This is a genomic window from Desertihabitans aurantiacus, from assembly GCF_003344635.1.
In the GTDB taxonomy this organism is placed as follows: Bacteria; Actinomycetota; Actinomycetes; order Propionibacteriales; family Propionibacteriaceae; genus Desertihabitans; species Desertihabitans aurantiacus.
Genome location: NZ_QPKK01000080.1, coordinates 1 through 14,229 on the forward strand (window position 1 = coordinate 1; position 14,229 = coordinate 14,229).

Annotated in this window: 12 protein-coding genes; 5 read left to right on the top strand and 7 right to left on the bottom strand. The window is 73.8% G+C overall.

What is annotated here, in order from left to right; translation table 11 throughout:
* Both DVA66_RS08560 and DVA66_RS08565 read right to left on the bottom strand, forming a co-directional pair.
* On the bottom strand, positions 1 to 2,839 hold a 2,839-nt coding region (locus DVA66_RS08560; RefSeq protein ID WP_157973914.1), incomplete at its 3' end, for an efflux RND transporter permease subunit.
* A gap of 225 nt (positions 2,840 to 3,064) precedes the next feature.
* Positions 3,065 to 3,610: a YceI family protein gene (locus tag DVA66_RS08565; protein ID WP_114559706.1), complete on the bottom strand. Its 546-nt coding sequence runs from the start codon at positions 3,608 to 3,610 to the stop codon at positions 3,065 to 3,067.
* A 90-nt stretch (positions 3,611 to 3,700) separates the two neighbouring features.
* On the opposite strand from DVA66_RS08565, the gene DVA66_RS08570 reads away from it, so the two are divergent.
* Together DVA66_RS08570 and DVA66_RS08575 are read left to right on the top strand one after the other, a co-directional pair.
* Positions 3,701 to 4,177: a MarR family winged helix-turn-helix transcriptional regulator gene (locus tag DVA66_RS08570; RefSeq protein WP_198671602.1), complete on the top strand. Its 477-nt coding sequence runs from the start codon at positions 3,701 to 3,703 to the stop codon at positions 4,175 to 4,177.
* A 25-nt stretch (positions 4,178 to 4,202) separates the two neighbouring features.
* The gene (locus tag DVA66_RS08575) at positions 4,203 to 7,040 is read left to right on the top strand and encodes an FAD-binding and (Fe-S)-binding domain-containing protein (protein ID WP_114559707.1); all 2,838 of its coding nucleotides are present in this window, start codon (positions 4,203 to 4,205) and stop codon (positions 7,038 to 7,040) included.
* Between the two features lie 30 nt (positions 7,041 to 7,070).
* Here DVA66_RS08575 and DVA66_RS08580 read toward each other — a convergent pair whose 3' ends face one another.
* The 3 genes from DVA66_RS08580 to DVA66_RS08590 form a co-directional block, all read right to left on the bottom strand.
* Complete coding sequence (locus DVA66_RS08580) at positions 7,071 to 7,874, bottom strand: DUF4253 domain-containing protein (RefSeq protein ID WP_114559708.1); 804 nt, start codon at positions 7,872 to 7,874, stop codon at positions 7,071 to 7,073.
* Between the two features lie 45 nt (positions 7,875 to 7,919).
* Positions 7,920 to 9,089 (bottom strand): amidohydrolase, encoded by a 1,170-nt coding sequence (locus tag DVA66_RS08585; RefSeq protein WP_114559714.1) that lies wholly within the window; start codon positions 9,087 to 9,089, stop codon positions 7,920 to 7,922.
* A 61-nt stretch (positions 9,090 to 9,150) separates the two neighbouring features.
* A complete protein-coding gene (locus tag DVA66_RS08590; RefSeq protein WP_114559715.1) occupies positions 9,151 to 9,741 on the bottom strand; it encodes a GNAT family N-acetyltransferase in 591 nt (196 codons plus the stop codon).
* Here DVA66_RS08590 and arfB point away from each other — a divergent pair.
* Together arfB and DVA66_RS08600 are read left to right on the top strand one after the other, a co-directional pair.
* Positions 9,740 to 10,162, top strand: coding sequence for an alternative ribosome rescue aminoacyl-tRNA hydrolase ArfB (gene arfB / locus DVA66_RS08595; RefSeq protein WP_114559709.1), 423 nt, complete (start codon positions 9,740 to 9,742; stop codon positions 10,160 to 10,162). The genes DVA66_RS08590 and arfB overlap by 2 nt on opposite strands.
* A 66-nt stretch (positions 10,163 to 10,228) precedes the next feature.
* Positions 10,229 to 11,086 (top strand): hypothetical protein, encoded by an 858-nt coding sequence (locus DVA66_RS08600; protein ID WP_157973915.1) that lies wholly within the window; start codon positions 10,229 to 10,231, stop codon positions 11,084 to 11,086.
* A 15-nt stretch (positions 11,087 to 11,101) separates the two neighbouring features.
* On the opposite strand, the gene ettA is transcribed toward DVA66_RS08600, so the two are convergent.
* Complete coding sequence (ettA, locus tag DVA66_RS08605) at positions 11,102 to 12,784, bottom strand: energy-dependent translational throttle protein EttA (protein ID WP_114559711.1); 1,683 nt, start codon at positions 12,782 to 12,784, stop codon at positions 11,102 to 11,104.
* A 248-nt stretch (positions 12,785 to 13,032) separates the two neighbouring features.
* On the opposite strand from ettA, the gene DVA66_RS08610 reads away from it, so the two are divergent.
* Entirely contained in the window at positions 13,033 to 13,476 is a 444-nt protein-coding gene (locus DVA66_RS08610; protein ID WP_114559712.1) for a single-stranded DNA-binding protein, read from the top strand.
* On the opposite strand, the gene DVA66_RS08615 is transcribed toward DVA66_RS08610, so the two are convergent.
* Positions 13,397 to 14,017, bottom strand: coding sequence for a hypothetical protein (locus tag DVA66_RS08615; RefSeq protein ID WP_198671603.1), 621 nt, complete (start codon positions 14,015 to 14,017; stop codon positions 13,397 to 13,399). The genes DVA66_RS08610 and DVA66_RS08615 overlap by 80 nt on opposite strands.
* Between the last annotated feature and the right edge of the window lie 212 nt (positions 14,018 to 14,229).

Genomic DNA, 14,229 nt, shown 5'->3' on the forward strand with positions numbered 1-14,229 from the left:
CCGCCGCCTGCTGCTCCGCCGCCGCGGCGGCCTGCGCGGCCGCGGCCTCCTCCGCGGCGCGCTGCTGCTGCTCGACCGCGCGCTGCTGGTCCTCCGCCGCCTGCTCGGCGGCCTCCTGCAGCGACTCCGCCACGTCCTCGGCCGCCTCCTGCAGCTCCTCGGGGCTGGCGTCGGCGAGGTCGCTGGGCAGGCTGCTGGGCAGGTCCTCGGGCAGAGCACCACCGGGGAGCCCCGCGCCCGGCAGCCCGGTACCGGGGAGCCCGGCGCCGGGTGCGCCACCGGCACCGCCGGGCAGACCGGCCGACGGGGCCGGCGCGTTGCGGGCCTCCTCCAGCTGGTCGTTCAGCTCGGCCAGCTGGTCGGTCAGCTCGCTGCGCTGCTCGGCCAGCGCCTCGGCCTGCTCGTCGAGCTGGGCCTCGGCCTCGGCCTGCTGCTCCTCGGCGTTCTCCTCCTGGATCTCGGTGACCTCGTCGGACTCGCGCTCCTGGACGTCGGCGGTCTGCCGCTGGGTCACCGGCAGCTCCAGCGCCTCCAGCGCGGCCTTGTCCTCGACCGGGGCGCGGGAGCGCAGCACCACCTGCTCGGTGCGGTCGTCCAGCACGACCTCACCCAGCGGCTGGCCGTCCAGGGCCTGGGCGACAGCCTGGCCGATGGTGGCCTGGTTCATCCCCAGCTCCGCGGCGCGGACCTGGTCGACCTCGACGGAGAAGACGGTCTGCTGCTCGGCGAGGTCGCTGCCCACGTCGGTCAGCCCGGGCACGCCGGCGAGGGCCTGCTCGACCTGCTCCGCGCCGGAGGCGATCGCGTCGTCGTCGGTCGCCACCACCCGGACCGCCATCTCGCTGGTGCCGCCGGCGCCGCCGTCGGCCAGACCCACCTCGGTCTCGCCGATGTCGGTCATCGGGTCCAGCTGCGCACGCAGACGGTCGGCCACCACCGATCCGTCGCTGTCGGGCAGCAGGGTGATCGAGATCGTCGCGGTGTTCGACCCGCCACCGGCGCCGGTGAGGACGTCCGCGCCCTGGCCGCCGACCGTGGTCTGGTAGGTCTCCACCGCCGGGTCCGCGGCGAGCACCGCCTCCACCTTCTGCGCGGCGGCGTCGGTGTCGGCCAGCGTGGTGCCGCTGGGCATCTCCTGGGAGACCAGCAGCGTGTTCTGACCGGCCTCGCCCAGGAAGTCGGTCTTGAGCAGCGTGGTCGAGCCCAGCGTCAGCACGAACACCACGGCGGCCACCACGAGGGTGATCACGGGGTGCCGCAGCGCCGTGCGCAGCACCGGCAGGTAGCCCTTCTGCAGCGGGGTCTCCCGCTCCTCGTGGGCGGCCCGGGCCGAGACGTCGGCCGCGGCGACGGCCTCCTGCTGCTTGCGGCTGGGCCGCATGAACCACATCGCCAGCACCGGGACGATGGTCAGCGAGACCACCAGCGAGGCCAGCAGGGCCACCGTCACGGTGACCGCGAAGGGCCGGAACAGCTCACCGACCTGCCCACCGACCAGCGCGATCGGCAGGAACACCGCGACGGTGGTGATGGTGGAGGCGGTCACCGCGCCGGCCACCTCGCGCACCGCGCCGAGGATCGTCGACGTGCCGAACGGCTCACCCAGGCCGAGGTGGCGCTTGATGTTCTCGATCACGACGATCGAGTCGTCCACCACGCGTCCGACGGCGACGGTGAGCGCACCCAGGGTGAGGATGTTGAGGCTGAACCCACCGACGTAGAGCCCGACCATCGCGATGAGCAGCGACATCGGGATGGAGATCGCGGTGATGATGGTGGAGCGCACCGAGAGCAGGAAGACGAGGATGACGATGATCGCCATCGCCAGCCCGAGCCCGCCCTCGACGGCGAGGTCGTGGATGGACTGCTCGATGAACGGCGACTGGTCGAACACCGTCTGGAAGCGGGTGCCCGAGCCGATCTCCTGCTCCAGCTCCGGCAGCAGCGCGCGCAGGTCGTGGGCCACCGTCACGGTGTTGGCCTCGGTGGTCTTGGTGACGTTGAGGCTGATCGCGGGCTCGCCGTTGACCCGCGAGATGGCGGTGGCGTCGACCGGGTCGTTGGTGACGTCGGCGACGTCACCCAGCCGGACGGGGCCGTCGGTGCCCTGCAGCTGGATCGCCTCGACGTCCTCGACCGAGCCGAGGGTCCGGCCGACCTGGACGTTGACGCGCTGGCTGCCGGTGTCGAGGTCGCCCGCGGGCACCTGCGTCCCGTGCACCTGGAGCAGCTGCTGCAGCTCGGTGGGCTGGACGCCGAGACGGTCCAGGTCGTCCTGGCGGGTGGTGATGACGACCTGGCGGACCTCCTCACCGGAGACCGTGGCCTCCCCCACCCCGTCCAGGGCGTTGATCCGCGGCACGGCGACGGTGCGCAGCCGCTCGGAGAGGTCGGCCGGGGAGAGGTCGGAGGAGACGGCGAGGGAGACGACCGGGAGGGCGTCGAAGTCGAAGGCGGCGATCTCGGGCTCGACGTCGGTGGGCAGCCCCGGGACGGCGTCCACGGCGGCCCGGATCTTGTTCTCCATCTCGGTGGCGTCCTCGCCGTAGTCCCACTCCGCCGAGATCTGGGAGACGTTGGCCGAGGAGGTGGAGCTGACGCCGGTGACCCCGGCCACGCCCTTCACCGCGTCCTCGATCGGGCGGGTGACATCACGCTCGACCGAGGCCGGCGCCGCACCCTGCCAGACCGAGAGGACGGTCACCTGGGGCAGGGTCAGCGAGGGCATCAGCTCCTGCTTGAGCGCCCCGGTGGAGAACAGCCCGGCGCCGATGATGACCAGGCTGAGCAGGGCGACCACCGCCCGGTTGGCCAGGCTGAGGCGGGCCAGCCCCGTCATCGCGCGGCCACCCCTCCCGAGGTGGTGGCGGCAGGGGCAGGGCGGACGGACACGCTGCTGGGCACGCCGTCACAGTACGGACCGCACCCGCCCCGGAGACACCCGATCAGGGTCCCCCGACGCGATCCCCGGGGTCGAGCCCGGGGTGCCCCCGGGGCCGGGTCCGGCACCGGGACGGCTCCCCCCGAGCCGTCCCGGGGAGCCCTGCACCCCGGGGTCGTCCGATCAGGCCTTGACGGCCTGGATGGTCAGCGTGATGTCGACCTTGTCGCCGATGAGCACCTTGTCGCCCTGGAGCGCGACGTTGAAGTCGATGCCGAAGTCCTTGCGGGAGATCGAGGTGCTGGCCTCCACGCCCAGGCGGGTGGCGCCGTAGGCGTCCACGTCGACCCCGAGGAACTCTGCCTGCAGCACGACCGGACGGGTGGTGCCGTTGATGGTGAGGTCGCCGGCGATCTCGTACTCCCCGTCGGCACCGGTGATGCCGGTCGAGACGAAGGTCATCAGCGCGTCCTTCTCGGCGTTGAAGATGTCGGCCGAGCGCAGGTGGCCGTCCCGCTGCTCGTTGCGGGTGTTCACCGAGGCGAGCTTGACCTCGGCGGTGACGCTCGCGGCGGTCGGGTCGTCGGAGGTGGTGGTCACGGTGGCGACGTAGTCGTCGAAGGTGCCGCGCACCTTGCTCATCAGGTGCCGGACGGTGAAGCCGACCTCGGAGTGGGCGGGGTCGACGTTCCAGGTGCCGGTGGTGAGGGTGAGGGTCTGGGTGTCCATGAGGGGTTCTCCAACTGATTGAAGTTTCAACAACACCATCAGAGTAGCCCAAGAAGTTGAACTGTCAACTTCCTTGGTTACGATGTGGACATGACCGAGACCGTGGAGAGCCCGACGCGCTGGCTCGACGCCGAGCAGCAGCGCATCTGGCGCACCTACCTGCTCGGGGCCGCGCGCATCAGCGAGGTGCTGGACGCCGACCTGCGAACCCACGGCCTCGACCTCGCCGAGTACGAGATCCTCGTCACCCTGTCCGAGGCCGAGGACCGGCGGCTGCGGATGGCCGAGCTGGCCGAGGCGGTGCACCAGTCGCGCTCGCGGCTGACCCACACGGTGACCCGGATGGAGCGCCGCGGGCTGGTCGAGCGGGAGAGCTGTCCCGACGACCGGCGCGGGGTGTGGGCGCACCTCACCGAGGCGGGCATGGGTCTGCTGCGCCGATCGGCGCCCAGCCACGTGGAGTCGGTGCGCCGGGTGTTCGTCGAGGCCGTCGGCCCCGAGGACTTCCGCGCCGTCGGTCGCGCATTTGAACGCGTCCTCGCCGCCGGGCGGGAGTCGGCAGACTGACCCCCATGACCTCTGGGTGCCCGCGATGACCGATCGTGCCCTGCTCGACCGCGAGCTCGGCCGGCTCAGCTGGCGGCTGGACCGGGCCGGCTCGTCCGGTCTGGTCGACACCTCCAGCCTGGCGAGGGCCCTCTACTCCAGCGACGCCTCCCTCTACCGGGTGGTGCCGCGCGGCGTCGCCCACCCGCGCACCGTCGAGGAGCTGACCCGGCTGCTGGACGAGGCCCGCGCCGACGCGGTGCCCATCACGCTGCGTGGCGCCGGGACGTCCTGCGCCGGCAACGCGGTCGGGCCCGGTCTGGTCGTCGACGTCAGCCGCCACCTGAACCGGATCGTCGAGGTGGACCCCGAGCAGCGCACCGCGGTGGTGGAGCCCGGCGTCGTCCAGGCGGCGTTGCAGAAGGTGGCGGCCCCGCACGGGCTGCGCTTCGGGCCCGACCCCTCCACCCACAACCGCTGCACCCTCGGCGGGATGATCGGCAACAACGCCTGCGGCCCCCGCGCGCTCGGCTACGGCAAGACCGCCGACAACGTGCTCGGCCTGGAGGTCGTCACCGGCTCGGGTGAGCGGCTGGTGCTGGGCGGCCCAGAGGCCACCGCCGTGGAGGACTCCCCCACGCTGACCGCGCTGCGCGAGCTGGTGGGGCGCAACCTCGCGGTGATCCGCACCGAGTTCGGCCGCTTCGGACGCCAGGTGTCGGGCTACAGCCTGGAGCACCTGCTGCCCGAGAACGGCTTCGACGTGGCCCGCTTCCTCACCGGCACCGAGGGCACCCTGGCCACCATCACCCGGGCCACCCTGCGGCTGGTCAGCGACCCGCCGCACCGGGTCATGGTCGCCCTGGGCTACCCGTCGATGGCCGAGGCCGCCGACGACGCCCCCACCGTGCTGGCGCACCGGCCGACCGCCTGCGAGGGCCTGGACGCCCGGATCGTCGACGTCGTGCGCGACCGGCTCGGCCCGTCCGCGGTACCCGAGATGCCCGCCGGGCAGGGCTGGATGCTGGTCGAGCTGGCCGACGACGACCCGGTGCGGCTGGGCGAGCGCGCCCGCGCGCTGCTCGCGGCCAGCGGCTGCGGCGACGGGTTCGTGGTCGAGGACGCGGCCCGCGCGACCGCGCTGTGGAAGATCCGCGAGGACGGCGCCGGGCTGGCCGGGGTCAGCCTGGGCCGTCCGGCCTACCCGGGCTGGGAGGACGCCGCGGTGCCGCCGGAGCACCTCGGGGCCTACCTGCGCGCCTTCGACGAGCTGCTCACCCGGCACGGGCTGCGCGGGCTGCCCTACGGCCACTTCGGCGACGGCTGCGTGCACGTGCGGATCGACTTCCCGCTGACCGAGGAGGGCGGCGCGGCGGGCTACGAGTCGTTCGTCACCGAGGCCGCCGAGCTGGTCGCCTCCTTCGGCGGCTCGATGTCGGGCGAGCACGGCGACGGCCGGGCCCGTTCGGCGCTGCTGCCGACGATGTACTCCGCCGAGGCGATCGCGCTGTTCGGTGCGGTCAAGCAGGTCTTCGACCCCGACAACCTGCTCAACCCCGGCGTGCTGGTCGACCCGCGCCCGGTGGCCGCCGACGTCCGCGCCGACCTGGTGCGCCACGCACCGATGCGGGGCCGGGAGCTCGAGCTGGCCGCCGACGTCCACCGCTGCAGCGGGGTCGGCAAGTGCCTGGCCGACACCACCGGCTCGCTGGGGGTGATGTGCCCCTCGTTCCAGGCCACCCGCCAGGAGAAGGACTCCACCCGCGGCCGGGCCCGGGTGCTGCAGGAGATGATCAACGGCAGCACCGTGAAGCGGGGGTTCCGCTCCCCGGAGGTGCACGAGGCCCTCGACCTCTGCCTGTCCTGCAAGGGCTGCCGGCGCGACTGCCCGACCGGCATCGACATGGCCGCCTACAAGGCCCGGGTGCTGGACGAGACCTACCGCGGCGGGATCCGGCCGCGCAGCCACTACGCGCTGGGCTGGCTGCCCCGCTGGGGCCGGCTGATCACCCGGGTGCCCGGGCTGTCCGCGCTGGTCAACGCGGTGATGGCCGCGCCGCTGCTGCGCAACGCGCTGAAGTGGGGCGCCGGCGTCGACCAGCGCCGCCAGCTCCCCCGCTTCGCCCGCCGCTCGGCGACCGCCACCGGCCGGCGGGAGGCGACGGGGCAGACCGCGCCGAACGGACCGGTCGTCATCTGGGTCGACTCGTTCTCCGACGCCTTCGCCGGCGCCGGCGCCCGCCCGATGGTCGAGCTGCTGCGCAGCGCCGGCTACGAGCCGCGGTTCCTCGAGCGGGACGCCTGCTGCGGGCTGACCTGGATCAGCACCGGCCAGCTCGACGGCGCCCGCCGCCAGCTGCGCCGGGCGCTCGACGTGCTGCACCCGGTGGTCAGCGCCGGGACGCCGGTGGTGGGGATGGAGCCGTCCTGCCTGGCGGTCTGGCGCAGCGACGCCCCCGAGCTGCTGCCCGACGACCCGCGGGTGCCCGAGGTGGCCGCCGGGGTGCTGACCCTGGCCGAGCTGCTGACCCGCACCCCCGGCTGGAGCGCACCCGACCTCAGCGGCACCACGGTGGTCGCCCAGCCGCACTGCCACCACGCCTCGGTCACCGGCTGGAAGACCGACGCCGCGCTGCTCGCGGCCACCGGGGCCAGCGTCACCACGGTCGGCGGCTGCTGCGGGCTGGCGGGCAACTTCGGGGTCGAGCAGGGCCACTACGAGGTGTCGGTGCAGGTCGCCGAGCACGACCTGCTGCCCGCGGTGCGGGCGGCCGGGGACGACGCGGTGGTGCTGGCCGACGGCTTCTCCTGCCGCACCCAGCTGGCCGAGCTGGCCGACCGGGGTGCGCTCACCCTGCCCGAGCTGCTGCTGCGCGGTCGCTGACCCGGCGGCCCGGGCGTCCCCCGTCGCCGCTCAGTCCCACCAGAACGCCCAGATCCCGCGGTCGGGCTGCTGGGCGGCGAGGTGGGCCCGGTACTCCTCGACCGGCAGGCCCTGGTCGATGCCGTCGGGGCAGAAGGCGTGGTGCTCGGCCACCAGGACGTCGAGCTCGGCCGGGTCGGTCGGCGCCCGACCGGCCTGCAGCAGCAGGGTGTCGAAGCCGATCCCGACCACGACGGCGCCGAAGCGGTCCTCCCAGCTGCGCAGCACCGCGCTCACCTCGCCGGGGCCGAGGTCGTGGTTGACCGGGCCCTGCCAGCCCAGCCGGGCCGGGACGTCGGCCGGTCGCAGCACCGGCACCAGCATCAGCGCCGAGCCCGCCGGGTCGAGGGAGGCCGGCAGCTGCAGGGGCGGCTGCGCCTGCCCGGGCGCGGGTGCGGCGAGGCGGGTGAGGACGAGGCGGGGGTCCGGGGCCGCCTCGGGGTCGAAGGAGCCGTCGTCGGTGTGCCGGGCCAGGACGTCGGCGGCGTCGTAGCCGGTCGGGTCCTCCCGCACACCCAGCTCACCGACCAGCCACGGCCGGTCCGGCTCGCCGGCGAGCCCGGTGGCGGCCACCGGCCACAGCCCGGTCTCGGCGAAGCGCGCGACCAGCCTCCGCCACAGGCCGTCCAGCACCGGGTCGGGCACCGGTCCGGTGGTGATCCAGGCATACGGCTCGGCCCCGCCGCTCGGCGCGAAGGCGGGATCGGCGCGGACGTGGACGCCGGGTGGCAGGTCGACGCCGGCCACCCGGGCCGGTCCGGGATCGGGCAGCCGGCCGCGTCCAGGAGAGGTCATGGCCGGAGCCTAGGACGCTGCCGGGACGGCTGGACCGGGTCGGGCTCAGGCGGTCTCGCGGGTGTGCACCTCGCGTCCCTCCACCCAGACGCGGTCGGCGTGCTGCATGACGTCGAGCGGGTCCCCGCTCCACAGCACCACGTCGCCCAGCTTGCCGACCTCGAGCGAGCCGACCCGGTCCTCCAGCCCGAGGGCGCGGGCCGGGTGGATGGTGATCGACCGGAGCGCGGTGTCGCGGTCGAGCCCGGCCTTGACCGCGAACGTGGCCTGGTGGACGAGGAAGTGGATCGGCACCACCGGGTGGTCGGTGATGATGGAGATCTCCACGCCGGCGCGGGCGAGCCTCCCGGGGTTGGCGGTGGAGCGGTTGCGCAGCTCGACCTTGGAGCGGCTGGTCAGCAGCGGCCCGATGAGCACCGGGATGCCCCGCTCGGCCAGCACGTCGGCGACCAGGTGCGCCTCGGTGCCGTGGTCGATGACCAGCTGGTAGCCGAACTCGTCGGCGATCCGGACGGCGGTGGCGATGTCGTCGGCGCGGTGGGAGTGCTGGCGCCACGGGATCTCCCGCTCCAGCACCGACACCAGCGCCTCCAGCTTGAGGTCGCGGGCGTCGAAGGTGGTGCCCGCGGTCTCGGCGTTGCGCTGCCGGCGGCGGTAGTTGTCGGCGGCGACGAAGGCCTCCCGCAGCACCGCGGCCACCCCGAGCCGGGTGGAGGGCATCTTCTTCTGCTCGCCGTAGACCCGCTTCGGGTTCTCCCCGGTGGCGGCCTTCACCCCGACCGGGTGGCGCAGCACCATCTCGTCCACGGTGCGGCCGACGGTGTGGACCGCCACGCAGAGCCCGCCGATGACGTTGCCCGAGCCGGGGTTGACCCCGACCGTGGTGACGCCGCCCTCCAGCGCGTCGGCGAAACCGGTGTCGCCGGGGTAGATGGCGTCCAGCGCGCGCACCTGCGCGGTGACCGGGTCGGTCATCTCGTTGGTGTCGTCGCCCGACCAGCCCTCGCCCTCCTCGTGCACGCCGAGGTGGGTGTGGGCGTCGACGAACCCGGGCAGCAGCCAGCGGCCACCGGCGTCCACCACCTCGGCGTCGGCCGGCACCTCGACGTCCGGGCCGAGGGCGGAGATCCTGCCGTCGGTGACGACGAGCGTCCCCTCGAACGGGTCGGCGGTGATCGGGACGACGGAGGCGTGGGTGATCGCGAGGGTGCTCATCCCCGCCACCCTAGGACGACCCCGGAGCGCCGGCGGACCTGCCCTCCTCCGGCCCGTCGGCTCAGGCGGGGGTGACGACCCGGCGCATCACGCAGTTGCCCTGGCCCTTGGGCCGGTCGTAGACGAAGCCGACCCGCTCGTACATGGTGCGGGTGCCGTTGTAGAGGAAGGAGGAGGAGACCTTCCGGCCCTGCCGCTTCTTCTCCGCGAGGTCGTGCGGGTAGCCCTCCACCGTCCCGCCGCCGGCGGCGGCGATGAGCTGGAGCGCCCCGCGCAGCGCGACCTCGGCCCAGCCCTGGCGGCGGTGCGTCTTCTCCACCTGGATGCAGGTGACGCGCCAGTCGGTCGGCTCGGTCAGGGTGGCCTCGTACTCCTTGCGGTGGTGGATGCGGGGCAGCTCCTCGGGCGTGCCGTACTCGGCCCAGGCGATGGCGCGGTCGTCCAGCACCACCAGGGCCGCGTGCGCGATGCCCTCCTCGACCATCTGCCGCTTGAACTCGCGGGAGCCCTCGGCTCCGGGCGCCCGGTCGTCGCGGTCGGGGTGGAACCAGGAGCACCAGCAGCCGCCGAACAGCCCGCCCTGGCGCTGCACCAGGTCGGCGAACAGGTTCCAGGTGGACGGCTCCAGCGCGACGATAGAGTGCTCGGCCATGAGCGGCACGCTAGCCCTCGTGGTGCCGCCGGGGCCAGGGTTGCCGGACGGTCTGGTCGTCCCCGGCGAGGAGCTGGTGGAGCGGTTCAGCCGGGCCTCCGGACCGGGCGGGCAGGGCGTCAACACCACCGACAGCCGGGTCGAGCTGGTCTTCGACGCCACCGCCAGCAGCGTGCTGCCCCCACGCGCGGCCCAGCGGCTCGGCGTCGTCAGGGTCGTCGCCACCGAGCAGCGCAGCCAGCGGCAGAACCGGGCGGCCGCCCGGGACCGGCTGGCCGAGCGGATCCGGGAGGCCTGCGCACCACCACCGCCCAAGCGGGTGCCGACCAAGCCGTCGAAGGCCTCGCGCCGGCGCCGGCTGGAGGCGAAGGTCCGCCGCGGACGCACCAAGGCGCTGCGCGGACGCGTCCAGCCCGACTGACCTGTCCGCGGTCCGGCGAGCCCGGACGGCCGTTCGGTGGGCCCCGGGGCTGGTTCAATGCCGCGGGTGCGTACCGAACGGGCCCCCGACCACCAGGGCACCCCGCCGCCAGCACCGGCGCGAGGCGGGCTGCTGACCGAGACCGAGCGGCAGCACCTCGCGCAGGAGGACCGGCGCGACCTCCGGCGGCTGCTGGTGGTCCTCGTCCTGGCGGTGCTGGCAGGGGCGTTCCCCGCCGCGGCCTACCTGCCCTCTCCCGGCCGGGTCGACCACCTGCTCGGGCGCGACGTCGCGACCCACGCCGAGGTGGTCGCCGTCCACCCGGACGGGCGGTGCGGCCGCAGCAGCCGCTCCCGGGTGGAGGTGCGCTACGACCTGGGATCCGGCCCGCGGCTCGGCAGCTACCGCGAGTGCGGCGCCGTCCCCGGGCGGGGCGCGGTGATCACCGTCTGGGTCGGACCCGGCGGGACGATCGAGGACCGCTCACCCGCCTACGACCGCGTCGGGCTGGCCGCCAGCTCGCTGGTCATCGCCGGGCTCGCGCTGGCGGTGGGGTGGCTGGTGGTGGCGCGGCCGCGGCGGCTGCGCCAGCTGCTGCGCGAGGCCGACCGGAACGGTGTCGGCTTCGCCGCCGAGGACGTGGTCACGGTCCGGGGCCCGCGGGTGGTGCCCGTCCGCCCGCCCCAGCATCCGCCGGCGCCGGCGTACGGGCTCGAGGCGATCACCGGTCGGGACGTGGTGCGGGCCGAGCTGGCAGCCATCCTCGACCCGGCGGCCCGGCGCTGGCGGATGCGGCTGCTCCCGCCGCACCGGCCACTGCGTCGTCTGGTGCTGCTCGAGCACGAGGGCACGCGGATCTGGGCTGCGGTCGACCTCCGGGCGCGGCCGACGCTGACCGCGCGGATGCGCCCCGGACGTCCCTGACCGGCGAGCCGCGGGTCAGCCGCGGGTGAGACGGCGGTGGGTCGCCCGGTGCGGGCGGGCCGCCTCCGGCCCGAGACGGTCGAGCTTGTTGGCCTCGTAGTCGGCGAAGTTGCCCTCGAACCAGAACCACTGGGCCTGGTTCTCCGCGTCGCCCTCCCACGCGAGGATGTGGGTCGCCACCCGGTCGAGGAACCAGCGGTCGTGGGAGATCACCACGGCACAGCCCGGGAACTCCAGCAGCGCGTCCTCCAGCGACTGCAGGGTCTCGACGTCGAGGTCGTTGGTCGGCTCGTCGAGCAGCAGCAGGTTGCCGCCCATCTTCAGCGTGAGCGCGAGGTTGAGCCGGTTCCGCTCGCCACCGGAGAGGACGCCGGTCGGCTTCTGCTGGTCGGGGCCCTTGAAGCCGAAGGAGGCGACGTAGGCCCGCGAGGGCATCTCGAAGGTGCCGACCTTGAGGAAGTCCAGGCCGTCGGAGACGACCTCCCAGACGTTCTTCGCCGGGTCGAGCCCGCCACGGCCCTGGTCGACGTAGGAGATCGAGACCGTCTTGCCGACGTCCAGGCTGCCGGCGTCCGGCTGCTCCTCACCGACGATCATCTTGAACAGCGTGGACTTGCCGACGCCGTTGGGGCCGATGATGCCCACGATGCCCGAGCGCGGCAGGTCGAAGGTCAGCCCGTCGAACAGCGTGCGGTCGCCGAAGCCCTTGACCAGGTCGGCCACCTGCAGCACGTCGGTGCCCAGGCGCGGACCCGGCGGGATGTTGATCTCCGACGTGTCGATCTTGCGGTTGCGCTCGGCCTCGGCCGCCATCTCCTCGTAGCGGGCCAGCCGGGCCCGGTTCTTGGCCTGGCGCGCCTTCGGGCTGGAGCGCACCCACTCCAGCTCCTTCTCCAGGATCTTGGCGCGCTTGGCGTCCTTCTTGCCCTCCACCTGCAGCCGGGAGCGCTTGGTGTCGAGGTACTTGGAGTAGTTGCCCTCGTAACCGTGCAGCCGGCCGCGGTCGACCTCGCAGATCCACTCGGCGACGTTGTCCAGGAAGTACCGGTCGTGGGTGACGGCCAGGACGGCACCCGGGTACGCCTTGAGATGGCCCTCGAGCCAGTGCACCGACTCGGCGTCGAGGTGGTTGGTGGGCTCGTCGAGGAGCAGCAGGTCGGGCTGCTGCAGCAACAGCTTGCACAGCGCGACCCGGCGGCGCTCACCACCGGAGAGGACGTCGACCGAGACGTCCGGCGGCGGGCAGCGCAGGGCGTCCATCGCCTGCTCGAGCTGGGCGTCGATGTCCCAGGCGTTGCGCCGGTCGAGCTCGGTCTGCACCTCACCCATCTCGGCCATCAGCGCGTCGAAGTCGGCGTCGGGCTCGCTCATCGCCATGCCGAGCTCGTCCATCCGGCGCTGCATGCCCTTGATGTCGGCGACCGCCTCCTCGACGTTCTCCAGCACCGTCTTGCCCTCGGTCAGCGGGGGCTCCTGCTGCAGGATGCCGACGGTGGCGTCCTTGGCCAGCAGCCCGTCGCCGTTGTCGGGCTGGACCAGCCCGGCCATCAGCTTGAGCAGCGTCGACTTGCCGGCCCCGTTGGGACCGACCACGCCGATCTTGGCCCCCGGCAGGAAGGCCTGGGTGACGTTGTCGAGGACGACCTTCTCACCGAGCTTCTTGCGGACGTTGTGCAGCGTGTAGATGAACTCAGCCATCGAGGTGCGTCAACCTTCTCGTGGAGCGGGGACAGGAGGCGCACCCAGGGCGCGCCGGTCGGGGACGAGTATGCCAGCGCCGCCCGACACCTCCCAGCCCGACGACCGGGCCCGGGTTGTCCCCAGCCCCGGCCCCCCGGTGGGGGTTGTCCACAGCCAGCAGCCGCGTCCCGGCACCCCCGCGTCCGGACGCCCATGGTCGAACCGGCGCCGTGGCACCCGGCCGCGGCCGCAGAGAGGACAGAGCAGTGGACGCATTCGTCACCATGAACGGCTGGGTCGGCACCGACGTGCAGGCCTACGACGGGCCGTCGGCCTTCGCCACCTTCCGGCTGGGCGCCACCCCGCGGTTCCGGCGCAACGGCGACTGGGTGGACGGCCCGACCAACTGGATCAGCGTGCGCTGCTACCGCAGCCTCGCCGAGAACGTCGCGGGTTCGGTGCGCAAGGGCGAGCCGGTGGTCGTCACCGGCCGGCTGCGCACCTCCTCGTGGACCGACCAGTCCGGGGAGACCCGCGACCGGCTGGTGCTGGAGGCCTCCGTGGTCGGCCACGACCTGAGCCTGGGCACCACCACCTTCCGCCGCACCGAGAAGAGCGTGCCGGAGGAGGTCAGCGAGGACGAGCGGGAGGCGATGATCTCCTCGGTCGAGCAGCGCCAGGCCGCGGAGGTGACGGCCGTCGCGGGCTGAGCGCGCGGCGTACGCGGCCCCAGGGCTTCGCGACCGACAGCACGACCGCGAGCGACAGCGCGGTCAGCGAGACCACCGGCGGATACACGAGGAAGGAGACGTCACCGGCCGGCGGCCGGGCCTGCAGCAGTGCGCGTCCGTGGTCGGCCACCGCCGGCATCCCCGGTCGCAGCAGCACCAGGATCAGGGTGGACAGCACGAGGGTGATGGCGAGCTTCACCGCGACCCACCAGTAGCGGACCAGCCCCCACCGGGTGCCGAGGCCGAGCAGCAGACCGCTGGCCAGGCAGACCAGGGCGGAGGCGAGCATCGGCGGCACCACCGCCGTGCCGAGCACCAGCAGGGCCGCACCGCCCAGCTCGGGGTCGGGGGCGAGCAAGCCGAGCCCGACCAGGACGGCGACGAGCACGTCGATGCCGATCCAGGTGGCGGCGGCGAGCACGTGCACGGTCAGCACGGCCTTGCGGGCGGGTCCGCGCAGCTCGGGCAGGCGGGGACGGGTGCGCTCCTGGTCGCGGGCGGCGACGGCGGTCGAGGTCATGGCTGCAGTCTTCGCGCGGTGGCACCCGGGTCGCGTCGGCCCGTCGGCGACACCTCCACTACGTCAGCCGGCGTAGCGGCGGCGGTCGCGCGTCAGCAGGGGCGGGGGGCGGCGAGGTCGGGTCAGCGGCCGGCGCGGTCGAGCGCCGCGACCGCCCGGCCGCGGCGGGACAGCTCGTCCTGGACCGGTCCGAGCACGGCATCCTCGGCCAC